Origin of the sequence: Micromonospora noduli (assembly GCF_003264475.1) — a bacterium.
In the GTDB taxonomy this organism is placed as follows: Bacteria; Actinomycetota; Actinomycetes; order Mycobacteriales; family Micromonosporaceae; genus Micromonospora; species Micromonospora noduli.
In genome coordinates, this window is the sequence record NZ_PYAC01000041.1 from 212547 (window position 1) to 236018 (window position 23472).

Genomic DNA, 23472 nt, shown 5'->3' on the forward strand with positions numbered 1-23472 from the left:
TCGCACCGCGAGGGCGGTGCGTCGACGCCGGTGGCCGCGCGGGGAGGGGTTGTCGGCATCGTACGCGGGCCGCACGCGCGCCGGTCGTGGTGCCGCGCCGGCCGCCGGCGATCTCTGTGGGACGGGGGCGTACCGGTGAAGATCGGCATCCTGTCGTACCACTTTCCGCCCGAGCCGGCCTTCATCCCGGGGAGCCTCGCCGAGGAGCTGGCCGCGCGTGGGCACGAGGTACGGGTCCTCACCGGCTTTCCGGACTACCCCGGCGGGCACGTCTATCCCGGCTGGCGACAGCGGTGGCACCACGAGACGCACAGCCAACGGCTGAGTGTCCGACGGGTGCCCCGGTACCCGGGGGGCACCGCGTCGGTCGGCGGCCGGATGGCCAGCTACCTCTCCTTCGCCGGCAGCGCGGGGCTGGTCGCGCGCCGGTTCCTGGGCGACGTGGACGTGCTCTACGTCTTTCAACTGCCGGCGACGACGTTCGCCGCCGCCGGGGTGATCCGGTTGCTCGGGCGGGTGCCGGCGGTGCTGCACGTGCAGGACGTCTGGGCCCGCGACGGCGCCGACGAGGGGGGCGAGGGACGCTGGGCGGCGCGGATGGGCAGCACGATGACCCGGATCTACCGGACCGCGGCGCGGATCGCGGTCGCCGCGCCGTCGATGCGGGACCTGGTGGTCGCCGCTGGCGCCGACCCGGCCCGGGTCCGGTTGGTGCTGAACTGGACCGACGAGCGGATCTTCCACCCGGCGACACCCAGTGCGGCGGCCCGCCAGCTGGTCCGTCGAGATGGTCGGTGCGTGGTGATGCACGCCGGGACCATTGGGGAGCGGCAGGGGCTGGAGACCGCAGTCCGGGCGGCGGCGGCGCTGGACCGGACGATGGATCTTGTCCTGGTCGGTTCGGGCGCGGCGGAGCGGCGGGTGCGGGGGCTCGCCGCCGAGCTGGGCGCGGAGAACGTCCGCTTCCTGGAGCGGCGGTCGCCGGTCGACATGCCCGAGCTGTACGCCGCCGCCGACTACCAACTGGTCATGCTGCGCGACCTTCCGGAGCTGCGCGGCACGGTGCCCGGCAAGCTCCAGGCCGCGCTCTCCTGCGCCGCGCCGGTGATCGCGTCGGCCGGCGGGGACACGGCCGAGCTGGTCGAACGGGCGCGGGCTGGGCTGTCCTGCCCGCCGGAGGACTGGGCGGCGTTGGCCGACCGGTTCTGGTTGGCCGCCACCATCTCGCCGCCCACCCGCACCGAAATGGGTCGCCGGGGTCGGGCCGCGTACCTGCGAGAGATGTCGCTGCCCGCCGGCGTGGACCAGATCGAACGGCTGTTGCACGAGGCGGCCGGACGGGTCGCACAGCCCGCCACGGAACCACGAAGGAAATTCGCTTAAAGGACGACAAGCGCAATAACGGTACGAACTTCCCTGATGCGTGCTAAGAACGTCAGGGAATCGACCTTCTGTCCGGTTCCGTGAATGGGAGTGTGGTGTGACGGTGAGCGAACGACCGATCCGGCGGCGGAGCCGGTCCCGGCGTCGTCGGCGTGCCCGACTGCGACGGGCCCTCCTTGGCGCCCTGGTGGTTGGCTCGCTGCTGCTGGCGACCGCCGGGTGGGTCGGCTTCCGCGGTTGGCAGGCGCGCACCCACCTGCTCAACGCCGCTGGCCTGGCCCGAGAGTTGAGCGCCCAGACTGTCGGTGGGGACACCGGCCGCGCCCTGCGGACGCTCGCCGCCCTTCAGGAGCAGGCCGGCGCGGCCCGCGCGGCGACGGCCGATCCGACATGGCACCTCGGGCGACGTACGCCGATCGCCGGCGACGACCTCGACGCCGTCGCGCAGATCGCCGTCGCCATCGACGAACTGGCCCGACACGCATTTCCGACCCTGCTCCGGGCGGACCTGACCAGCCTGGTGCCGACCGGCGGGCGGGTGGACCTCGCCCGACTCGCCGCCGTCTCCACGCAGCTGACCGCGGCCCACGAGTCGGTGCAACGTACCCGCCAGAACCTGGCCGCGGTGCCCGCCGACAGCCTGGTCAGCCAGATCCGGCAGGCGCTGACCGACCTGCGCGACGAGATCGACCGGCTGGCCAGCCTCACCACGGCCGCCGCCCAGGGAGCCCGCCTCCTCCCGCCGCTGCTCGGCGCGAACGGCCCACGCCGCTACCTGCTCGTCTCGCAGAACCTCGCCGAGTTGCGCGCCACCGGCGGCATGTTCGGCGCGTACGCGATGATCGAGGCGGAGAACGGCAAGGTGAAGATGGGCAAGCAGGGCAGCAGTGCCTCGCTCGGCCGGTTCACCCCGGCGCTGAAGGTGCCCGCCGAGACCCGGGCCCTCTGGACGGACCTGCCGGGCATCTATCCCGCCGACGTCAACCTGTCTCCGCACTTCCCGACCGCCGCCGCGCTGTACCGCGAGATGTTCCGGCGCAAGACCGGCACCACTGTCGACGGCGTGCTCGCCGTTGATCCGGTGGTGCTGTCGTACCTGCTCAAGGCGACCGGTCCGGTGCTGGTGCCCGGCGGTGTCCCGCTCGCCAGCGAGAAGGTCGTGCAGACCCTGCTCAACGACAGCTACCAGCGCCTCGACGTCAAACAGCAGGACGACTTCTTCGCGGCGTCCGCCGCCTCGGTGTTCGACACCTTCTTCAAGAAGAATGTCAACCCACGGGTGCTGTTGTCCGCATTTGACCGTGCTGTCACCGAACGCCGGATATTGTTCTGGAGTGCCCGACCTGAGGAACAGCGGACATTCGGCGAGAGCCGGATGGCCGGGACGCTTCCGGAACAGGACACCGTGCCAACTGTCGGCGTGTTCCTCAACGACGGCAGCGGCGCGAAGCTCGGCTACTACCTGCGGCCGACGGCGAACCTGACGGTCGGCGAATGCCGGTCGGACGGCCGCCGCGAGCTCCGGCTGCGGGTGACTCTGCGCTCAACGGCGCCGAAGTCCGGACTTAGCGAATCCGTGCTCGGCCTCGGTCTGGCTGGCGATCCGTACACCGCCCGCACGTTGGTGTCGATCTTCAGCCCGGCTGGTGGAGCGGTGCTGGAGGCCCGGCTGGACGGGGCCGAGACGGCACTTGGCAGCGGCACCGAACGCCGCCGTCACGTGGCGACGGCCAGCGTCGACGTCGGCCCCGGCGCCGAGCGGGCACTGGAGGTCACAGTGCTGACGGCCAAGACCGGCGTCGGGCAGGCCGAGCTGTGGCTCACCCCCACCGCCACCCCCTGGACCACCCAAGTTCATTCCGCACCAAGCTGTGATCAGTAGGAGGGAACCAATCATGCGGCTATCCCGCATCATCATGGCGCTCACGGTCGGCCTGGCCGTGGTGGCCGTGCCGACGGCAGCGGGGGCGGCACAGCCGCAGCCGACGCCCAGCGCGACCACCGACCCGCCGCAACCGCCGCCGTACCCGCCGACCGCCGCGTCGCTGACCGTCAACCGGCCGACGATCTACCTCGGCGAGACGGTGGTGCTGACGGGTACCAACTTCGGCCCGAACGAGACCGTCGACATCACCGTGACGGTCACTCCGCAGGCCGCTCCGGCCGGCGGCGCGGCTCCGGCTCGCCGCAGCGACGGCAGCACCGTGGCCATGGCTCCGGTGGCCTACCAGGCGAGCGCGCCCCTGCACTTCACGGCGTACACCGACGCTCAGGGCCGCTTCACCAAGACCTACAAGCCGTCGGTGACGGGTCTGCTGACCTTCACCGCCACGGGCCGGGAGTCCGGCCGTACCGCCACCACCGAGCTGCGGGTGCTGCACAAGAAGCAGCCGCTGCCCGTCACGGGCGACAGCCTCGGCACGCCCATGAAGCTCGGTGGCGGCCTGGTCGGCGCCGGAGCAGTGATGCTGCTGCTGACCCTGGCCTGGCGTCGCCGCCAGCGCTTCGGTGGTGCGGCGCACTAATCCACACCACCGGGCTGCGCCCGGATAGCACCGAAGCTGGCGCCCGTCGGAACACTCCGACGGGCGCCAGCCTGTTCAGAGAGACGGCCCTGGGCACCGTCCCTAGGGTCGTCGTCGGTCCGCCATGCCCGCCGATAGCGAGGTCGACATGCGCCGGTACGACTTTCGGCGCGCCGTGTCCGTCTTGCGGCCTTTGCGCGGTCGGCCCGTTGGTGATCGACTCGGGTTTCATGAAGTCGGGGTGTCCGGGCGTCCGGGATGCCCCGACTTCCGTGAACCCGAGTGGATCACCCGGTGAGGGCCGGTTCGGCGCTGCGAGCCCGGCGTTGTGTGGGTGTTTTGTCCGTTGGTGGGGTTTGTGGGAGGTGACTGGGCGCACCCGCAGGCTGGAATCATGGCGGGGTCGGGGTCGTTACATATCCTGACGATCGCAGTCCCTGACGATCGCAGTACCACCGGCCCGCCGCCCGACCCCTGGGGGCTGGTCGCGCAGGGTGGAATGCCAGCCTCCACCCGGTCGTTACAGTCCCCGCGAACGACCGCAGGCACCGCCTTGATGAGGGTGCCGACGGGTTGGGCCACCCGGAATGACCTCGGCCCCCCGGTCGTTACAGTCCCCACGAACGACCACCTGGTACCGCCCCGATCAGGGTGCCGGTGCCGGCAGGTGGGCCGACCCCGGAATGACCCCGGCCCGCCGGTCGTTACACAGGGACCCGGCGCCACGAGCCCCCGCTCGCAGGTTGCCGCCCGGCGCCCAACACGGGCGCCACCCCCCAAACTTTTCCCTTTGTTTGTGCAGCGCCGGACGAGGTGCTCACACCCATCACCGCCGTCCCCCTTTGGCGGTGTGGGTGTTCTACCCCCGAAGGAGCTACCCCTCATGAACACGATCTTCCGTAAGAGCATGTTGTCTGTTGCTGGTCTCGCGTTCGCCGGTGGTGTGTTCGCCGGTCCGATCGCCGCGCACGCCAACCCGGTCGATGCCAAGCCGGTCGCGGTGGCTGTGCAGTCGGCGGCGCCGAAGCCGCAGGGCGAGCAGTCCCACATCAGCCTCAACGATGAGCAGACGGCCAACGTGAAGGCGATCATCGCCGCCACGAAGAAGGCCGGTCTGCCGGAGCGGGCCGCGGTCATCTCGATCGCGACGAGCCTGCAGGAGTCGAAGCTGGAGAACCTGGGTCACCTGGGCGACATGAACGACCACGACTCGCTGGGCCTGTTCCAGCAGCGCCCGTCCAGTGGTTGGGGTACGCCGGAGCAGATCACGAACCCGGAGTACTCGACGACCGCGTTCCTCAAGGGCTTGAAGCAGGTTGACGGGTGGCAGGACATGCCGCTGACCGACGCCGCGCAGACGGTGCAGGTGTCGGCCTACCCGGACGCCTACGCCCAGTGGGAGCAGCAGGCCACCGACCTGGTCGGCCAGCACTGGAACAGCTGACCCGCGCCACATCGCAGAACCAGCGCACTAAGCACCACTGCACGACACCGACCGCTGGCCGGCACCCCCAACCCGGGGTGCCGGCCAGCGGCATCTCCGTGCCCTGCCCCCCGCACAGACCGCACCACGACACCGACTTGCTGGCCGGCACTCACACGCGGGGTTCCGGCCAGCGGGCGTACCCCGGTCAGGTTTTGTGGTTGTGGCTCCGCCAGATATCGATCAGCGCGGTGATCAGCGCGAGCGCGATGATGACGGTGGCGAGCATGAGGGACTGTTCGAAGGCTTTGGTCCAGTCCCCGCGGCTGTCGGCCAACGTGGAGAAGAACAGCGAGCCGACGGCGGCGATGCCGGCGGCGGCGCCGATCCGCTGGCCGGTCTGAAGCATGCCGGCGCCGCTGCCCGCCTGATCGACCGGCACCTCGGAGAGGGTGATCGTCTGGTTAGGGGCGATCACCAGTCCGCTGCCGATGCCGGCGACGAGCAGTGGGCCGGCGGTGACCCAGGGCGCCGGAGCGTCCGGGAAGAGGCGCAGTGCGATCACCGTGGCGGCCAGCCCGACCACCACGGTGAGCAGTCCGATGGCGACCAGTGGTCGACCGAAGCGGTTGACGATGCGGCCACCGAGCACGGCGGCGGCCGCGGAACCCAGGGCGAAGGGGGTGATCGCCAGGCCGGCGACGAGGGCGCTGTAGCCGAGCCCCATCTGCAGGAACAGGGTGAAGATGAAGAAGATCGCGGTGAAGCCGCCGAAGTAGACGAGCGCCAGGATCGAGCCCAGCGTGTACGACTGGAAGCTGAACAGTCGGAGGTCGAACAGGGGCTGGTGCTGGCGTGCGTACCGTCGTTCCCAGAGCCCGAAGGCGACCAGCACCGCCAGGCCGACCGGGATGAGCGCCCACTTCCAGGGGGTCCGCCACTGCTGCTCCTGTACCAGTGGCAGCAGGACGAGGACGACACCGATGCCGAGCAACAGGACGCCGACGGGGTCGAGTCGATGCCAGCCGGGTTGACCGGTGGGGCGGCCGGGCAGCAGTCGCCAGCCGAGGATCACCGCGAGGACACCGACCGGCACGTTGACGAAGAACACCCAGCGCCAGCCGTGTTCCTCGCCGCCGATGGCGATGAGCAGTCCGCCGAGCAGCGGCCCGACGGCGGTGGAGATGCCGATGGTGGCGCCGAGCAGCCCGAACGGGCGGGCGCGTTCGGGCCCGCGGAACAGTTGCTGAATCAGTCCGATGACCTGGGGGTTGACGACGCCGGCGGCGGCGCCCTGCAGCAGTCGGGCGATGACCAGCCAGGTCGGGGAGGTGGCGAGGCCGGCGAGCGCGCTGGTGATGGTGAACAGCGCGATGCCGAAGACGAAGGCGTTGCGCCGCCCGCGGGCGTCGCCGAACCGGCCGGCGGGCACCAGGGCCAGGCCGAAGGTGAGCGCGTACCCGGAGAGAATCCACTGCAGGTCGCTCGACGACGCGTGCAGCGCCCGGTCGATGGAGGGCACGGCCACGTTGACGATGCTCACGTCGAGCAGCGTCATGAAGGCGGCGACGAGTCCGACCCCGACCGCCTGCCAGCGTCGTCGGTTCTCGGCCGCGGTCACCGGCTGCGGCGTCTGCGCCGCGCTCATCGTGCCCCCCGTCGACCCTCGGTCATGCATGGTTGACCGCTACCCGGGTCTTCGGGGGGCGAACCGTACCGGTTGGTTCCGTGGGTCACGCCATCTGGCGGGCGCAGAACCGGGGACCGAAGTCGAGGCCGGCCATCGGCGAGTCCTCGCGGTGCAGCAGGCCCTTCTCGGTGAGCAGGTGCAGGGGGCTGCCCACCTGCTCCTGGGTGAGTCCGGATTCCTCGGCGATCAGGTCCGGGTAGGGCACCTGCCCGCGTGCTTCGAGGGTGGTGACCGCCTGGTACACCCGTTGCTCGGCCTCCGACAGTTGCACCTGCTGCATGGTTCCTCCTCTTGCTCGTCCGCCACTGCGGTGGCGGCTGCCGTGCGCCGGTTACCCCCTCGGTGCCCGAAGATGCACACCCGATCGGGCGGTCGCGACGGCGGGCGGGTCCGGCGGTCGGGCCGGGGAGGTGCCCTAGGCTGCTTCCGTGATCGTTTGGGATCTCGTCGTTGTCGGCGCTGGCCCCGCGGGGCTGTCCGCGGCGCACGCCGCTGCCCGTGCGGGCGTCTCCACCCTTGTCGTCGAGCGAGCAGTTCACCCGCGGTACAAGACCTGCGGCGGTGGCCTGATCGGCACCTCACTGGCGGCCGTTCAGGATCGGATCGAGGTGCCCGCGCACGACCGGGTGGACCGGGTGACATTCACACGCGACGGCCGTCGGGAGTTCACCCGCCGCAACGGCAGTCCGGTGGTGACGATGGTGCGCCGCGAGGAGTTCGACGACCGGCTGCGCGCGGCGGCGGTCGCCGCCGGCGCGCAGCTGCGGGAGCGGGTCGCGGTCCGCGCGATCGAGCAGGACCCCGAGGGGGTACGCCTGCGGCTGGCCGACGGTACGACGATCGCGGCTCGTGCCGTGATCGGGGCGGACGGCTCGTCGGGGGTGACCGGCCGGCACGTCGGGGTTCGCTACCGGCAGGTGGATCTGGGTCTGGAGTTGGAGATTCCGGTGCCGCCCGTCGAGCAGGAGCGGTGGCGGGGCCGGCTGCTGCTGGACTGGGGTGCCATGCCGGGCTCGTACGCCTGGGTCTTTCCCAAGGGTGACCGGCTGACCGTCGGCGTGATCGCCGCGCGGGGGGCGGGGGAGGGGACCCGCGACTACCTGCGGCGGTTCGTCGACCGGTTGGGTCTGACCGGGTTGCCGGCGGAGCACGACTCCGGTCACCTGACCCGTTGTCGGGCGGAGGATTCACCGTTGCGCAACGGTCGGGTGCTGGTCGTGGGGGATGCGGCGGGGTTGCTGGAGCCGTGGAGCCGGGAGGGCATCAGCTTCGCGTTGCGCTCCGGCGAGTTGGCCGGAGCTGCGGTCGCGGACGGTGACCTGGCCGGGTACGAGCGGGCGGTGGCCGAGCGTCTGCTGCCGGAGATGCGGGCGGGGTTCCGGCTGCTCGACGTGTTCACCCGTCGCCCGGACGTGTTCCACGCCCTGTTGGCGACCCCGCCGGGCTGGCGGATGTTCGTGCAGTTCTGCCAGGGGCGGGCGAGCTTCGACGAGATGCTGCGCCGCCGCCCCATCCGGGCCGCCCTTGCGGTGCTCGACCGGTTGTCCCACTCGTCGCGCCAGGCCACCACTGCTCACCCAGGATCCTAGGATGCCTTACAGGGTGTGCGCCCGGCTACTGGTGTCGACCGGCCTGGCCGCCGGACAATCACAGTGGAGCAGGAGGAGGCGCTGATGACCGAGCAGCCGTTCACCGACGACGAGTACGCGTTTCTGCGCCACGCGCGGTTCGGGGAGTTGCCGCCCGCCGTCCGTCCCGACGAGCGGGTGGCCCTGACCGAGACCGACCCCGGGCGCGACCGGCCGGAGGAGTCCGAGGACCCGATCCGCTGGAACGTGCAGGGCTGAGAAACGCGCGACGGGCCGCGGGTGTCGCCACCCACGGCCCGTTCGTGATGCGCTCCGGTCAGAAGACGGGCACGCCCTCGCGGACCAGACGCCAGTTGGGCTGGAAGAAGTCGGCCGGATCGATCGTCCCCTTGGCCTGCGCCCAGTCGATGAGCAGCTGACGGATCTCCTGCTGCGCGTTGTAGACCTGGGTCTTCACGATGCCGGGGAAGTTGCCGCCGCCGCTGCGCCGGTAGTTGTTCACCGCCACCACGAACTGCGCGTTGTCGGCCACCGGAGTGTCGGTGCCGGCCAGCACCAGGCGGGTGATCCGCTGCCCGATCGGCTTGGAGATGTCGATGTCGTAGTCCAGGCCGGAGATCACGTCGTAGTTGTAGTCCGGCACCGCCGGCGAGTCGCTGATCTGCTCCGGGTCGACCGGGGCGCCCGGGGCGAGGGTCCGGAAGTACTTCGCCGAGTACTCCAGGTAGGTGCGCACCTCCGCGCCGCTGAGCACGACCGCCTCGAGCGTGTTGTCGAAGACGTAGAGCCCTGCCACGTCACGGATCTTCACGTCCCCGGCGGGGAAGACCGCGGTGCGGCTGAACGGGGACGCCTGCGACAGCACCGGCAGGTCGGCGTACTGCGTGCCGGCCAGCGCCTTCGTGACGGTCTCGGCCTGGACGTGGTTGATGAAGTCCAGGATGGGGGTGTCCTTGTACCTGGATTCCACGGTGGACATCTCGACGGTGGCCTGGGCCACCACCTGGTTCACGTACGCGATGGTCTTCTGGTGCTGGGCCCGCACGGCGGCGAGCACCTTCGGGTCCTCGACCACCGTGTTGGTGTTCAGCATGGTGGCGGCCTTCTTGGTGATCGTCCACCGGCCATGCTCACGGGTGAGGGTGAAGTCCATCCGGGTGAGCCGCTGGCCCCACTTCGACGGCTCGGAGAGCAGCACCTGCGTGCCGGTGCGCTCGTTGGTGACGAACCGCTCGACCACCTCGTTGTGCGCGTGACCGAAGAGGATCGCGTCGATCCCCGGCACCTGCTGGGCGATCAGCGCCACCGGGTTCTCGTTCGGCAGCTCCGGGCCGTAGCTGGAGGTGCCACTGTCACCGCCGTGCGCCGAGATCAGCACGAGGTCCGCGCCGCGGGCCCGCATGATCGGCACCCACTTCGCGGCGGTCGCGATCATGTCGTCGAAGCGCAGCTTGCCCTCGACGTTGCCCTTGTCCCAGATGGCCACACCGGGGTTGGTCAACCCCAGGATGCCGACCCGCAGGGTCGGCGCGGCGAAACCGAGGGAGACCTTCTTGATGACGTACGGCAGGAAGGCCGGCTTGCCGGTCTTCGCGTTGACGGCGTTCGCGGCGAGCGCCGGGAAGCCGAGCTGGCGGATCCACAGGTCCAGCAACGGCAGGCCGTAGTTGAACTCGTGGTTGCCCAGGGTCACCGCGTCGTAGTCGATGACGTTCATGGCCCGTGCCATCGGGTGCTTCTCCCCGGTGGCGGTGATCGGCTCCTGCTTGGCGTAGTACGTGGCCAGCGGCGTGCCCTGGATCGTGTCGCCGGCGTCGAGCACCAGCGTCGCCTTGCCGCGCCGCTCCCGACGGATCTGGTTGATCAGGGTCGCCAGCTTCGCCACGCCGATGTCGTTCTGCTTGCTGTCGTCGTACTCGGCGTCGCGGTAGTAGTCCCAGTTGTAGACGTTGCCGTGCGTGTCCGACGTGCCCAGGAGGGTGAGGTCCCAGGTGCGCGGCCGCGCCGCGCCGGCCGCCTGCGCGGGCGCGGCGGCGATCAGCGGGGTGGTCGCCGCGGCCGCCGCGGCGACGAGCACCTGGCGGCGCGACGGGCCGGAGGGAGAGGTCATGACGTGCCTTTCCATGGGGTGGACGCGCCTCGTGAGCGCCTTGCGCACCATAACCAGCATCAGTCACTGCTGCCACGGCAGCCCCGATCGTTGCAGCGGTTTCCGCAGGCCGACGCAGGGTAGGGCGGTCAGCGACGGCATTCGCGGGAGAGTCCCGCTTCCCGCGCGCAGCGAGGAGATTTCAGTGAGCGAGGACCAGCACACCCAGCAGGACCCGACCAGCCAGTACGGCCAGCAGTCCGGTCAGCCCGCACAGCAGCAGTCGGCGCCCGGCTCGACCGGGGAGATGACCCCGAAGCCGGACCACGGCGAGGAGTCGTACCGGGGCAGCGGCAAGCTCGACGGCAAGCGGGCGCTGATCACCGGCGGTGACTCGGGGATCGGCCGGGCCGTCGCGATCGCCTTCGCCCGGGAGGGCGCTGACGTGCTCATCTCCTACCTCGGCGAGGAGGAGGACGCCGACGCCCGGGAGACGATCCGGCTGGTCGAGGCCGCCGGCCGGCGCGGCGTCGCGGTACGCGGTGACATCACCGACGAGGCGCACTGCCAGGAACTGGTCGACCGGGCGGTGCGCGACCTGGGCGGTCTCGACATCCTGGTCAACAACGCGGCGTTCCAGATGTCGCAGGACAAGGGGATCCTCGGCATCAGCACCGAGCAGTTCGACCGGGTGTTCAAGACCAACCTGTACGCGATGTTCTGGCTCTGCAAGGCCGCCATTCCCCACTTGGCCGAGGGGTCGGCGATCATCAACACGTCGTCGATCCAGGCGTTCGACCCGTCACCGCAGCTGCTGGACTACGCGACCACCAAGGCGGGGATCGCCAACTTCACCAAGGCCCTCGCCGCCGACCTGGCCGAGCAGGGCATCCGCGTCAACGCTGTCGCACCTGGACCGGTGTGGACGCCGCTGATCCCGTCCACGATGCCGGAGGAGAAGGTGAAGCAGTTCGGCACCGACACCCCGGAGGGGCGTCCCGGGCAGCCCGCTGAGCTGGCGCCCGCGTACGTCTTCTTCGCCTCGCAGGAGTCCAGCTACGTGACGGGCGAGATCCTGGGGGTCACGGGCGGTCGACCAACCAAGTGACCCGCCGTCGGGTGGGCGCCCGCGCGGGATGCCCACCCGACGCTGTGGCCCGCTCGCGTCGCCTGTTCACGCGGCCGTGCGTTGGTGCGGCTTATTGGCGTGGCCCGTTGGTGGTGAAGCTTGTTCGCGCGGCCCGTTGTTGGTGCGGCCTGTTCGCGTGGCTCGCTGGTCAGCGTGGCCAGGTGGCGAAGCGTTGCCGGATCTCGGCGACGTCGGCGGTGCCCAGGCCGTACCGGCCGAAGCGCTGGTCGGAGAGCCGGTCCAGGTAGCGGCCGGCGGCGCGCACGTCGTCCGGGTCCAGCGCGGGGTCGACCTGCCGTGCCAGCACCAACAACTCGGTCACGTCGTAGTGGTCGAGGGCCGCTGCCACGTCGATGAAGTCGCGAACCTCCCGCCGGTTGACCAACGCCGCGATCTTGTTCGCTACCAGGTCACGAACGTCCATCACCGGGCCCAGGTCCATCACCACGGGGCTCTGCTGGCGGTCCAACCGGGCGAGGCTGAGCCGGATCTGTCGTCCGTCGCGGCTCACCACGAAGTCCTTCATGTCCTGCTCGTACCCGTCGAACAGCTCGGCCAGCTCACTGTCCGGGTCGGCATCACTGACGATGAACCCGGCCCGCTCCAGGGCAACCCGCACCCCGGCGGACGCCGCCGCCGCAGCGCCCTCCACGTCCGCGAAGAGGTCCACGTCCTCCGTCGGTCGGGCGACCAGCCCGTGCGCCGCCCACGCCACCCCACCACCCAGAACGAACCGGTACGGCCCGGCGGCGGCCAGCGCCACCCGGGCCACCTCCCGGTAGAACTCGTGCAGATGAGGTTCGATCACGCCGCGCGCAGGCCGCGGTGCCGGCTCTCCCACGCCTGGCGTACGCCCCGAGGCAGGTTGAGCAGTCGCCACACCCGACGCAGCGTCCGCCCGTTGATCAGAGCGCGCAGATCGTCGGCCCGAGTGGTCTCGCGGAGCACGTTCTCGTACATCCAGAGCAGTTGGTCGGGGTCGCCGAGGTCGAAGGTGCGCTCGGCGTTCCACATCAGCCGTACCGGCAGTTCCACCACACCTCGGGTGGGGCCGGCCAGCTCGGCGAGCGTCCGCGCCACCACAGCGGGGCGACCCGGGCGGGCCAGATAGGCCACGCCGGTCGCGGTGGGGGAGACGGCCTGCATGGTGTCAGGGTAACGCCCACCAGAGCCGGTGTCGCTCAGGTCGATCCCGGAGCGCTGCTCCAGGCGCGCCGGCCTGGCCCTCATCACCTCCGAGTTTGTCCGGTTTGCGGCGAGGTGGTGCGCTCGGCCTGTCGTGATCGACTCGGGTTTCATGAAGTCGGGGTGTCCGGGCCTCCGGGATGCCCCGACTTCCGTGAACCCGAGTCGATCACCCGGTGAGGCCCGGTTCGGCGCTGCGAGCCCGGCGTCGCGTGGGCGGTTTGTCTGTTGGTGGGGGTGTGTGGGTGGTGACCGGGCGCACCCGTGGGCCGGAATCATGGCGGGGTCGGGGTCGTTACATACCCTGACGATCGCAGTACTACCGACCCGCCGCCCGACCCCTGGGAGCTGGTCGCGCAGGCCGGAATGCCAGCCCGCGCCCGGTCGTTGCAGTCCCCACGAACGACCGCAGGCACCGCCTTGATGAGGGTGCCGACGGGTGGGCCAACCCCGGAATGACTTCGGCCCGCCGGTCGTTACACAGGGACCCGGCGCCACGAGCCCCCGCTCGCAGGTACGCCGACCCCGACGCCCGACAGGGCGTCACCCCCAAACTTTTCCCCTTTGTTTGTGCAGCGCCGGACGAGGTGCTCACACCCTCACTGCCGTTCCCCCGATCGGTGTGTGTGGGTGTTCTACCCCCGAAGGAGCTACCCCTCATGAACACGATCTTCCGTAAGAGCATGCTGTCTGTTGCTGGTCTCGCGTTCGCCGGTGGTGTGTTCGCCGGTCCGATCGCCGCCCACGCCAACCCGGTCGATGCCAAGCCGGTCGCCGCAGCTGTGCAGTCGGCGCCGAAGCCGCAGGGCGAGCAGTCCCACATCACCCTGAACGATGAGCAGACCGCCAACGTGAAGGCGATCATCGCCGCGACGAAGAAGGCCGGTCTGCCGGAGCGGGCCGCGGTCATCTCGATCGCGACGAGCCTGCAGGAGTCGAAGCTGGAGAACCTGGGCCACCTGGGCGACATGAACGACCACGACTCGCTGGGCCTGTTCCAGCAGCGCCCCAGCTCGGGTTGGGGCACGCCGGAGCAGATCACGAACCCGGAGTACTCGACGACCGCGTTCCTCAAGGGCCTGAAGCAGGTTGACGGCTGGCAGGACATGCCGCTGACCGACGCCGCGCAGACCGTGCAGGTATCGGCCTACCCGGACGCCTACGCCCAGTGGGAGCAGCAGGCCACCGACCTGGTCGGCCAGCACTGGAACAGCTGACCCACACCACAGCACCACAGCACCACAGCACCACCGCACGACCACCGCACGGCAACACCACAGCACGACACCGACCGCTGGCCGGTACCCCCAACCCGGGGTGCCGGCCAGCGGCCTTTCCGTTGTGGCCGGGCGGCGATCGTATGGGTGGGCAAGGCGGGCGTGGGAACAACGCGGGGTGCGGGCTGGTTGTGGACAGTGTCGGTGTGACTCAGTGTCCCCGGGCCTCACCTAATATCGCCCTCGCGGAATACCGTTCGGCTGGAGCCGCGTCGTGCCACTCGCCGAGAGGCGACCTGCACACCGACACCAGCGCCGCCCCCAGCCCACCGGCCGGGGGCGGCGCTGTCTTGCCTCCTCGGTTCGCGAACCTGCCTCAGTTGACCTATCTTCAGAGGGTCGCTCGCGTGGGAGGGGGTGTCGGGGTTGGGTCTACGGACCTTTATCGAGGGTTGGCCGGTCTACCGCCAGCTCACCGGCACGGACCCGCTGGGCCGGGGTGCCGCGGCGAAGTCCGACGGGTCCCGCGCGCTCACCGCCCGTACCGAGGACGCCGACAGCGTCGCCCGTTCGGTCTGCCCGTACTGCGCTGTTGGTTGTGGTCAGCGGGTGTTCGTGAAGGACGGGCAGGTCAGTCAGATCGAGGGTGATCCGGACAGCCCGATCTCGCGGGGTCGGCTCTGCCCGAAGGGTTCGGCGAGCAAGAGCCTGGTCACCAGTCCGCTGCGGCAGACCACGGTCCGCTATCGCCGGCCGTACTCGACGCAGTGGGAGGATCTGGAGCTCGACACCGCGCTCGACATGATCGCCGACCGGATGCTCGCGGCTCGTGAGCAGACCTGGGAGGACGTCGACACGCAGGGCCGGCCGCTCAACCGGACGCTGGGTTTCTCCAGTCTGGGTGGGGCGACGCTGGACAATGAGGAGAACTACCTCATCAAGAAGTTGTTCACCGCGATGGGGGCTCTTCAGATCGAGAACCAGGCCCGTATTTGACACTCCGCTACCGTCCCCGGTCTGGGGGCCAGCTTCGGTCGTGGCGGTGCGACGGATTTCCAGCAGGACATCGCCAACGCTGACGTCATCGTCATTCAGGGTTCGAACATGGCCGAGGCGCACCCGGTGGGTTTCCAGTGGGTGATGGAGGCCAAGCGTCGCGGGGCGAAGGTCTTCCACGTCGACCCGCGGTTCACCCGTACCAGCGCGGTGGCTGACTCGTACCTGCCGATCCGGGCGGGCACCGACATCGCGCTGCTCGGTGGGGTGGTGCGCTACATCCTGGACAACGAGTTGGACTTCCGGGAGTACGTGCTCTCGTACACCAACGCGGCGACGATCGTGAGCGAGGAGTTCAGCGACACCGAGGACGGCGACGGGTTCTTCTCCGGGTTCGACCCGGAGACCGGCACCTACGTGCAGGACAGCTGGCAGTACGAGGGCAACGAGGGCTCCTCCGGCAGTGGGCACACGGCCAAGGAGCGCGACAGCGCGTCCGGGCTGGAGCACGAGTCGCACGGCGCGCAGGTCGACGGGGACACCCCGCGGGACGAGACGTTGCAGCACCCGCGCTGCGTCTACCAGATCCTCAAGCGACACTTCGCCCGCTACACCCCGGAGATGGTCGAGCGGGTCTGTGGCATTCCACAGGACAAGTTCCTGGAGCTGGCCGAGGCGTGGACCCGAAACTCCGGCCGGGAACGCACGGGGATGCTGATCTACTCGGTGGGCTGGACGCAGCACAGTGTGGGTGTGCAGTACATCCGCACCGGCGCGATCATCCAGCTGCTGCTCGGCAACATGGGTCGTCCCGGTGGTGGGGTGATGGCGCTGCGGGGTCATGCCAGCATCCAGGGCTCCACGGACATTCCGACGCTGTTCAACCTGCTGCCGGGTTACCTGCCGATGCCGCACCACGCCGACCACCCGACCTTCGACGAGTGGGTGGACAGCATCCGGCACCCCGGCCAGAAGGGCTTCTGGGGTAACGCCGGATCGTTCGCCGCCAGCCTGCTGAAGGCGTACTGGGGTGACGCGGCGACACCGGAGAACGACTACTGCTACGGGTACATGCCGCGGATGACCGGTGACCACGGCACCTATCAGCAGGTGCTGAACATGATCGACGGCAAGATCAAGGGCTATTTCCTGCTTGGGCAGAACCCGGCGGTCGGGTCGGCGCACGGCCGGGCGCAGCGTCTGGGCATGGCCAACCTCGACTGGTTGGTGGTCCGGGACCTGTTCATGATCGAGAGCGCGACGTTCTGGCAGAACGGCCCCGAGGTCGCCACCGGCGAGATCGTGCCGGAGGAGTGCCGCACCGAAGTGTTCTTCCTGCCCGCCGCGTCGCACGTGGAGAAGGAGGGCACCTTCACCCAGACACAGCGGTTGTTGCAGTGGCGGGAGAAGGCCGTCGAGCCACCAGGTGACGCCCGCTCCGAGCTGTGGTTCTTCTATCACCTGGGCCGCAAACTGCGCGAGAAGCTGGCCGACTCGCCGCTACCGCGCGACCGGGCGCTGCTCGACCTCACCTGGGACTACCCCACGCACGGTCCGCTCGCGGAGCCGAGCGCCGAGTCGGTGCTGCGCGAGATCAACGGGTACGACGTGGCCACCGGCCATCCGCTGTCCAGCTTCGCGGAGGCCCGCGCGGACGGCTCCACAGCCATCGGCTGCTGGATCTACACGGGGGTGTACGCCGACGGCGTGAACCAGGCGGCTCGGCGCAAGTCCCGACACGAGCAGGACTGGGTGGCCGCCGAGTGGGGGTGGGCGTGGCCGGCGAACCGGCGCATCCTCTACAACCGTGCCTCCGCCGACCCGGACGGCAACCCGTGGAGTGAGCGCAAGCGTTACGTGTGGTGGGACGCGGAGAAGTCCGAGTGGACCGGTTACGACGTGCCGGACTTCGAGAAGACCAAACCGCCGTCGTACCGGCCGCCACCCGGCGCGTCCGGGACGGAGGGCATCGCCGGCGACGACCCGTTCATCATGCAGGGCGACGGAAAGGGCTGGCTGTACGCGCCCAGCGGTGTCCTGGACGGGCCGCTACCGACGCACTACGAGCCGGTGGAGTCGCCGGTGCGTAACCCGCTCTACGGTCAGCAGGCCAACCCGACCCGCAAGATGTACGCGCACCCGGTGAATTCGGTGAACCCGAGCCCGCCGGAGCGACACAGTCAGGTGTTCCCGTACGTGTTCACTGTCAGCCGGCTCACCGAGCACCACACCGCCGGTGCGATGAGCCGGACGGTGTCGCCGCTGGCCGAGTTGCAGCCGGAGATGTTCGTGGAGGTGTCCCCGGAGTTGGCCGTCGAACGCGGCCTCGCCCACCTGGGCTGGGCGCACCTGGTCAGCGGTCGTGCGGTGATCGAGGCGAAGGTGTTGGTGACCGACCGGCTCACCCCGTTGCGCGTCGAGGACCGGTTGATCCACCAGGTCTGGTTGCCGTACCACTTCGGTTTCGAGGGTCTGGTGACCGGCGACTCGGCCAACGACCTGTTCGGTATCAGCCTGGACCCGAACGTGCTGATCCAGGAGAGCAAGGTCGGCACCTGCGACGTGCGGCCGGGCCGCCGACCGACCGGGCCGGCGCTGCTGGACCTGGTGGCCGACTACCAGCGGCGCGCCGGGATCAACCCGGGCCACAATGCCCCGGCGGTCACCACCGACAGCGAGGGAAAGGAGCAGGGTGCTTCCTGACCCGAACAGCTTGTACGGCCCGCTGGACCCGGCGCCTGACGCGGGCTACGAGAACGCGCCACCGCGGATGGGGTTCTTCACCGACACCAGCGTCTGCATCGGGTGCAAGGCCTGCGAGGTGGCCTGCAAGGAGTGGAACGGCGTCCCGGAGAGCGGGCTCGACCTGCTGGGTATGTCCTACGACAACACCGGCGCGTTGACAGCGAACTCCTGGCGGCACGTCGCGTTCATCGAGCAACCCCGGCCGGCCGGTCACCGCACGCCACCGTTCGCGGGAACGCCGACCGACGGTTCGGTCAGCGCGGCGTCGGCTGCTGCTGCGGCTGGCACCAGCGAGCGCACCGGCACGGACCCGGGTGTGCCGACCGGCACGCCGTCCGCCGCCGCCCGGATGGCCGGGGGCGTGCCGGCGGACGTGCTCGGCGCGATCGCGGCCGATCCGACCGCCGCGGGCCGGGGTGGCGCGGGGCCGCAGTTCGTGGGGATGCCGGGGGCCCAGCCGCCGGGCCGGGGCACGGGCGTCGAGGAGCGTACGGATTTCCGGTGGTTGATGATGTCGGACGTCTGCAAGCACTGCACGCATGCGGCGTGCCTGGACGTCTGTCCGACGGGTTCGTTGTTCCGGACCGAGTTCGGCACGGTGGTGGTGCAGGAGGACATCTGCAACGGCTGCGGTTACTGCATCTCCGCCTGCCCGTACGGCGTCATTGACCAGCGCAAGGACGACGGTCGGGCGTGGAAGTGCACGCTGTGCTACGACCGGTTGGGCGCGGGCATGACACCGGCGTGCGCGCAGGCGTGCCCGACCGAGTCGATCCAGTACGGGCCGCTCGACGAGCTGCGTGAACGCGCCGCCGCCCGAGTGGCGACGCTGCACGAGCGGGGCGTCCCCGAGGCCCGCCTGTACGGCCATGACCCGAACGACGGCGTGGGCGGGGACGGGGCGTTCTTCCTGCTCCTGGACGAACCCGAGGTGTACGGGCTGCCACCCGACCCGGTCGTGACCACCCGTGACCTGCCGAAGATGTGGAAGCGCGCCGGCCTCGCGGCCCTCGCCATGGCGGCGGCGACCGTCGCCGCGTTCGTCGGAGGTTCCTCATGACCCCACCGGGCCCCGTGGGCGACCGGTTCCGTCGCTTCCGGGAGCGGCTCGCCGCCGAGGGCGACGACCGACCACAGGTGAGCGACGACCGCCCCAGCGCCACGAGCGGTGCAGCGGCCACGAGCGGCGAGGAGTTCGCGAGCGGTGGCGACCATCCGAGCGACAGGGGCACCGCCGCCAGCAGCCGCCGGGGCGACCTGACGGCGCGGCGGAGCACCGAAGCCGGGGGTCGACGGCGCAGGCGGCGCGGCGGCGGCGGTGAGGAACTGCGGGTGCCGGAGGCGGAGTTCACGTCGTACTACGGTCGGCCCATCCTGAAGGGGCCGGTCTGGAAGTGGGACATCGCCGCGTACCTGTTCACCGGAGGGCTGGCCGCCGGCTCGTCGCTGCTGGCCGCCGGTGGGCAGCTCACCGGGCGGCCCGCGTTGCGGCGCGCCGGTCGGGTCACCGCGTTGGCCGCCGTCAGCGCCAGCGCCGTCTTCCTGGTGAAGGACCTGGGCCGGCCGGCGCGGTTCCACCACATGCTGCGGGTGGCCAAGCCGACCTCGCCGATGTCGATGGGCACCTGGATCCTCACCGCGTACGGGCCGGCGGCGGGCGTCGCCGCGATCGCCGAGGCGGCCGGTGTGCTGCCCCGGCACGGTCTGCTCGGGCTGGCCGGCCGGGCGTTGCCGCCGATCGGGCACGTCGCTGGGCTGCTCGCCGCCGGCACCGCGCCGGCGCTGGCCACGTACACCGGGGTGTTGCTGGCCGACACGGCGGTGCCGTCCTGGCATGAGGCGTACCCCGAGCTGCCGGTGATCTTCGCGGGCAGCGCGTTGGCCAGCGGCGCCGGCGTGGGTCTGCTCGCCGCGCCGCCGGCCCAGGCCGGGCCGGCCCGCCGGATGGCGGTGGCCGGCGCGGCCCTGGAGCTGTACGGCGCGCATCGGGTGGAGACCCGCCTCGGTCTGCTCAGTGAGCCCTACCGGTTGGGTCGGCCGGGTCGGTTGCTGCGCGCCGGGCGGTTGCTGACCGCCGGCGGGGTGGCGGGTGCTCTGCTGGGCCGGCGCAGCCGGGTGGTCGGGGCGCTCTCCGGGACAGCGCTGCTGGCCGCGTCGGTGCTGACCCGGTTCGGCATCTTCTACGGCGGCGTCGCCTCGGCCCGCGACCCCCGCTACACGGTGGTGCCGCAGCGCGAACGGGTCGAGGCGCGGCGAATCGGCATGGATCTTCCATCTGATCGGGCGGTGCCGCCCACGGTGTGATCGAATGTCCGGTGGAGGCGTTCAGGCGGCTGGTGCCCCTCCCGGTCTTCAAAACCGGAGTGGTCCGGGACCCGGGCCAGGCGGGTTCGATTCCCGTCCGTCTCCGCCACACCGCTTGCAGGAGATGACGTGATGGGCGACGGCCCGGTGGATCCGCGACGTCGGGTGCCCCGTACGGACACGCTGCTCGCCGACCCGGTGCTGGCCGCCGCCGCCGTGACCCTCGGTAGGGAGCAGGTCAAGGCGATCGTCTCCCACGCGCAGGGCCGCGCCCGCCGCGGTGAGCTCAACCCCGACGAGGTACGCGACGCGGCGGTCGCCGCGCTGCCCGCGCCCGGCCCCCGGGTGGTGCTCAACGCCACCGGTGTCGTGCTGCACACCAACCTGGGTCGGGCGCCGTTGTCGTCCGCCGCGGTCGCCGCGGTGGTGGCCGCCGCCGGGCACACCGACGTCGAGTTGGATCTGGCCACCGGCCGGCGGGCCCGTCGCGGCCGGGGCGCGCTCGACGCGCTGGCCGCCGCGGTGCCCGACGCGGGCGCCGTGCACGTGGTCAACAACGGCGCCGCCGCGCTGGTGCTGGCCGCCACCGCGTTGGCCGCCGGCCGGGAGATCGTGGTCAGCCGGGGCGAGCTGGTCGAGATCGGCGACGGTTTCCGCCTGCCCGACCTGCTGGAGAGCACCGGTGCGCGGCTGCGCGAGGTGGGCACCACCAACCGCACCACACTCGCGGACTACGCCGCCGCGCTCGGTCCGCAGACCGGCTTCGTGCTCAAGGTGCACCCGTCGAACTTCCGGGTCACCGGATTCACCTCCGCCGTCGGGGTACGGCAACTGGCCACGCTCGGGGTGCCGGTGGTCGCGGACATCGGCTCCGGGCTGCTCGGCGCGGACCCGCTGCTGCCCGACGAACCGGACGCGGCCAGCACCCTGCGCGCGGGCGCCGCGCTGGTCACCGCCAGCGGCGACAAGCTGCTCGGTGGGCCGCAGGCGGGGCTGCTGCTGGGTGACGTCGAGGTGATCGAGCGGTTGCGTCGCCACCCACTGGCGCGGGCGCTTCGGGTGGACAAGCTCACCCTGGCCGCGCTGGCCGCCACAGTGCACCAACCGGACACTCCGACCCGGGCGGCGCTGCACACCGACCCGGGTGCCCTGCGTGAACGGGTGGAGCGGCTGCGGGACCGGCTCGGCGCGGACGGCCGCAAGGCGGAGGTGGTGCCGGCCGTCGCGGTGGTCGGCGGGGGCGGCGCCCCCGGGGTGGAGCTGGACTCGTGGGCGTTGAGCCTGCCCGAGCGGTACGCGGTGCCGCTGCGCACCGGAGACCCGCCGGTCCTGGGTCGGGTGGTGCGCGGCCGCCTCCTGCTCGACCTGCGCTGTGTGCCCGCCGACGCGGACGAGGCCGTCCGCGAGGCGGTGCTGCGCGTACCCGGGGAGGACTGAGCGTGTTCGTCGTCGCGACCGCCGGGCACGTCGACCACGGCAAGTCGACACTGGTCCGGGCGTTGACCGGGATGGAACCCGACCGGTGGGCCGAGGAACGCCGCCGGGGGATGACCATCGACCTGGGTTTCGCCTGGACGACGCTGCCGTCCGGCGGCACCGTCGCGTTCGTCGACGTACCCGGGCACGAGCGGTTCGTGCCGAACATGCTCGCCGGGGTCGGCCCGGTCCCGGCGGCGCTGATCGTGGTGGCCGCCGACGAGGGCTGGATGCCGCAGTCCGCCGAGCACCTGGCCGCGCTCGACGCGCTCGGCGTCGCGTACGGCCTGCTGGCGGTGACCCGCGCGGACCTGGCCGATCCGGGGCCGGCGACGGCCCGTGCCCGCGCCGAGATCGCCGAGACCAGCCTCGGCGCGGTGCCGGCGGTGGCTGTCAGTGGCCTGACCGGTGCCGGCCTGCCGGAGCTGCGGGCGGCCCTGGACCGGCTCGCCGCCCAACTGCCCGCGCCGGTGGTGGACGACCCGGTCCGGCTGTGGGTGGACCGCAGCTTCACCGTGCGGGGCAGCGGCACCGTCGTCACCGGCACCCTCGGCGCCGGGCGGTTACGGGTGGGCGACGAACTGGAGCTGGCCGGCGCCGACGAACCGGTCCGGGTCCGTGGCCTGCACTCCCTGGGCGAGGCCCGCCCGGAGGCGGCGGCGGTCGCCCGGGTGGCGGTCAACCTGCGCGGTACGCCCCGCGACCGGCTCGGCCGGGGCGACGCGTTGCTCACCCCGGGCCGGTTTCACCACACCGACCTCGTCGACGTCCGGCTCGCCGGCGACCCGGCCGCCGACCTACCGGCCACCCTCACACTGCACGTCGGGTCGGCGGCGGTGCCGGTACGGGTGCGCCCGCTCGGCCCGGACACCGTCCGGCTGCGGCTGGCCCGCCCACTGCCGTTACTGGTGGGTGACCGGGCGCTGCTGCGGGACCCGGGCCGCCACCACGTCAGCGGCGGGGTGCGGGTGCTGGACGTGGCACCCCCACCGCTGGCCCGACGGGGTGCGGCCGCCGCCCGCGCCCAGGTCCTCGCCGAGTTGGACGGTCGACCCGACCTGGCGGGGGAGCTGCGCCGTCGTCGGCTGATCCGGGCCGGCGCGTTGATCCGGATGGGCGTGCCGGTGCACGCCGAACCGGTGGCCGGTGACTGGCTGTCCGACCCCGACCACTGGCGGCGGCTCGGCGAGCGGCTGACCGAGGAGGTCGCCCGGCACGCGCGGGAACACCCGTTGGAGCCTGGGATGCCGGTGGACGCGCTACGTCAGCGCCTCGCCCTGCCCGACCGGGTGCTGGTCGAGGCGCTGGTCCGGCCGCCGCTGCGGATCCACGCCGGTCGGGTCGGGGCGGCGAGCGCCAACGCGCTGCCCGAACCGGTGGCCCTGGCCGTGCAACGGGTCCGCGCCGAGTACGGCGACCGGCCGTTCCGCGCCCCCGAGGCGGACCGCCTCGTCGACCTCGGCCTGGGCCCCCGGGAGATCGGCGCCGCGGTGCGGGCTGGCGCCCTGCTGCGGTTGGCCGACAACGTGGTGCTGCTGCCCGACGCGCTCGACGACGCGGTTCGGGTGTTGGCCGGGTTGCCGCAGCCGTTCACCCTGTCGGCGGCCCGGCAGGCGTTGGACACCACCCGCCGGGTGGCGGTGCCCCTGCTGGAGTTGCTGGACCGGCGGGGCGCGACCCGCCGGCTGCCCGACGACGCTCGCATCGTCGTCACCTGAGGG

Annotated in this window: 18 protein-coding genes and 1 tRNA gene; 14 read left to right on the forward strand and 5 right to left on the reverse strand. The window is 71.3% G+C overall.

Going from position 1 to position 23472, the window contains the following annotated elements:
- Positions 1–135 precede the first annotated feature (135 nt).
- From MED15_RS28470 to MED15_RS28485, 4 genes are all read left to right on the forward strand, one after another.
- Complete coding sequence (locus MED15_RS28470; RefSeq protein ID WP_112587090.1) at positions 136–1383, forward strand: glycosyltransferase family 4 protein; 1248 nt, start codon at positions 136–138, stop codon at positions 1381–1383.
- A gap of 103 nt (positions 1384–1486) precedes the next feature.
- The gene (locus tag MED15_RS28475; protein ID WP_244220625.1) at positions 1487–3265 is read left to right on the forward strand and encodes a DUF4012 domain-containing protein; all 1779 of its coding nucleotides are present in this window, start codon (positions 1487–1489) and stop codon (positions 3263–3265) included.
- Positions 3266–3278: 13 nt separating this feature from the next.
- Positions 3279–3908, forward strand: coding sequence for a hypothetical protein (locus tag MED15_RS28480; RefSeq protein WP_112587085.1), 630 nt, complete (start codon positions 3279–3281; stop codon positions 3906–3908).
- 883 nt (positions 3909–4791) lie between these two features.
- Complete coding sequence (locus MED15_RS28485) at positions 4792–5352, forward strand: hypothetical protein (RefSeq protein ID WP_112700172.1); 561 nt, start codon at positions 4792–4794, stop codon at positions 5350–5352.
- A 187-nt stretch (positions 5353–5539) separates the two neighbouring features.
- Here MED15_RS28485 and MED15_RS28490 read toward each other — a convergent pair whose 3' ends face one another.
- Positions 5540–6979, reverse strand: coding sequence for an MFS transporter (locus MED15_RS28490; protein ID WP_112700341.1), 1440 nt, complete (start codon positions 6977–6979; stop codon positions 5540–5542).
- Positions 6980–7064: 85 nt separating this feature from the next.
- On the reverse strand, positions 7065–7301 hold the full coding sequence (locus tag MED15_RS28495; protein ID WP_112587077.1) for a hypothetical protein: 237 nt from the start codon (positions 7299–7301) through the stop codon (positions 7065–7067).
- A gap of 148 nt (positions 7302–7449) precedes the next feature.
- Between MED15_RS28495 and MED15_RS28500 the strand changes: the two genes are divergently transcribed.
- Both MED15_RS28500 and MED15_RS33665 read left to right on the forward strand, forming a co-directional pair.
- Positions 7450–8610, forward strand: coding sequence for a geranylgeranyl reductase family protein (locus MED15_RS28500; protein WP_112731145.1), 1161 nt, complete (start codon positions 7450–7452; stop codon positions 8608–8610).
- Between the two features lie 84 nt (positions 8611–8694).
- A complete protein-coding gene (locus MED15_RS33665; RefSeq protein ID WP_167362358.1) occupies positions 8695–8868 on the forward strand; it encodes a hypothetical protein in 174 nt (57 codons plus the stop codon).
- Positions 8869–8926: 58 nt separating this feature from the next.
- Here MED15_RS33665 and MED15_RS28510 read toward each other — a convergent pair whose 3' ends face one another.
- Positions 8927–10720: a bifunctional metallophosphatase/5'-nucleotidase gene (locus tag MED15_RS28510; RefSeq protein WP_112737407.1), complete on the reverse strand. Its 1794-nt coding sequence runs from the start codon at positions 10718–10720 to the stop codon at positions 8927–8929.
- 184 nt (positions 10721–10904) lie between these two features.
- Here MED15_RS28510 and MED15_RS28515 point away from each other — a divergent pair, with 184 nt between their 5' ends.
- Positions 10905–11807, forward strand: coding sequence for an SDR family oxidoreductase (locus MED15_RS28515; protein ID WP_112698987.1), 903 nt, complete (start codon positions 10905–10907; stop codon positions 11805–11807).
- Positions 11808–11976: 169 nt separating this feature from the next.
- Here the strand turns inward: MED15_RS28515 and MED15_RS28520 are convergent, their stop codons facing one another.
- Positions 11977–12636 (reverse strand): nucleotidyl transferase AbiEii/AbiGii toxin family protein, encoded by a 660-nt coding sequence (locus MED15_RS28520; RefSeq protein ID WP_112698988.1) that lies wholly within the window; start codon positions 12634–12636, stop codon positions 11977–11979.
- Complete coding sequence (locus tag MED15_RS28525; protein ID WP_112737467.1) at positions 12633–12974, reverse strand: hypothetical protein; 342 nt, start codon at positions 12972–12974, stop codon at positions 12633–12635. Before MED15_RS28525 ends, MED15_RS28520 begins: the two co-directional genes overlap by 4 nt.
- 698 nt (positions 12975–13672) lie before the next feature.
- Between MED15_RS28525 and MED15_RS28530 the strand changes: the two genes are divergently transcribed.
- From MED15_RS28530 to selB, 7 genes are all read left to right on the forward strand, one after another.
- Positions 13673–14230, forward strand: a complete 558-nt coding sequence (locus MED15_RS28530; protein ID WP_112737409.1) for a hypothetical protein — start codon at positions 13673–13675, stop codon at positions 14228–14230.
- A 426-nt stretch (positions 14231–14656) separates the two neighbouring features.
- Positions 14657–17929, forward strand: a complete 3273-nt coding sequence (fdh, locus tag MED15_RS28540) for a formate dehydrogenase (protein ID WP_279636261.1) — start codon at positions 14657–14659, stop codon at positions 17927–17929.
- A complete protein-coding gene (locus MED15_RS28545) occupies positions 17877–19031 on the forward strand; it encodes a 4Fe-4S dicluster domain-containing protein (RefSeq protein ID WP_112724829.1) in 1155 nt (384 codons plus the stop codon). The genes fdh and MED15_RS28545 overlap by 53 nt, the downstream gene beginning before the upstream one ends.
- Entirely contained in the window at positions 19028–20275 is a 1248-nt protein-coding gene (gene nrfD / locus MED15_RS28550) for an NrfD/PsrC family molybdoenzyme membrane anchor subunit (protein WP_208646740.1), read from the forward strand. The genes MED15_RS28545 and nrfD overlap by 4 nt, the downstream gene beginning before the upstream one ends.
- 13 nt (positions 20276–20288) lie before the next feature.
- Positions 20289–20384, forward strand: a tRNA-Sec gene (locus tag MED15_RS33670).
- A gap of 23 nt (positions 20385–20407) precedes the next feature.
- Positions 20408–21712, forward strand: a complete 1305-nt coding sequence (gene selA / locus MED15_RS28555; protein ID WP_112724830.1) for an L-seryl-tRNA(Sec) selenium transferase — start codon at positions 20408–20410, stop codon at positions 21710–21712.
- 2 nt (positions 21713–21714) lie between these two features.
- Entirely contained in the window at positions 21715–23469 is a 1755-nt protein-coding gene (selB, locus tag MED15_RS28560) for a selenocysteine-specific translation elongation factor (protein ID WP_112724831.1), read from the forward strand.
- The last annotated feature ends 3 nt before the right edge of the window (positions 23470–23472 follow it).

Excerpts from the sequence above, each read along its gene's own strand:
- selA (WP_112724830.1), top strand. The coding sequence starts at position 20,408 with ATGGGCGACGGCCCGGTGGATCCGCGACGTCGGGTGCCCCGTACGGAC.
- MED15_RS28485 (WP_112700172.1), top strand. The coding sequence starts at position 4,792 with ATGAACACGATCTTCCGTAAGAGCATGTTGTCTGTTGCTGGTCTCGCG.
- MED15_RS28530 (WP_112737409.1), top strand. The coding sequence starts at position 13,673 with ATGAACACGATCTTCCGTAAGAGCATGCTGTCTGTTGCTGGTCTCGCG.
- MED15_RS28490 (WP_112700341.1), bottom strand. The coding sequence starts at position 6,979 with ATGAGCGCGGCGCAGACGCCGCAGCCGGTGACCGCGGCCGAGAACCGA.
- MED15_RS28510 (WP_112737407.1), bottom strand. The coding sequence starts at position 10,720 with ATGACCTCTCCCTCCGGCCCGTCGCGCCGCCAGGTGCTCGTCGCCGCG.
- MED15_RS28525 (WP_112737467.1), bottom strand. The coding sequence starts at position 12,974 with ATGCAGGCCGTCTCCCCCACCGCGACCGGCGTGGCCTATCTGGCCCGC.
- MED15_RS28495 (WP_112587077.1), bottom strand. The coding sequence starts at position 7,301 with ATGCAGCAGGTGCAACTGTCGGAGGCCGAGCAACGGGTGTACCAGGCG.
- MED15_RS28480 (WP_112587085.1), top strand. The coding sequence starts at position 3,279 with ATGCGGCTATCCCGCATCATCATGGCGCTCACGGTCGGCCTGGCCGTG.
- MED15_RS28545 (WP_112724829.1), top strand. The coding sequence starts at position 17,877 with ATGCCCCGGCGGTCACCACCGACAGCGAGGGAAAGGAGCAGGGTGCTT.
- nrfD (WP_208646740.1), top strand. The coding sequence starts at position 19,028 with ATGACCCCACCGGGCCCCGTGGGCGACCGGTTCCGTCGCTTCCGGGAG.
- MED15_RS33665 (WP_167362358.1), top strand. The coding sequence starts at position 8,695 with ATGACCGAGCAGCCGTTCACCGACGACGAGTACGCGTTTCTGCGCCAC.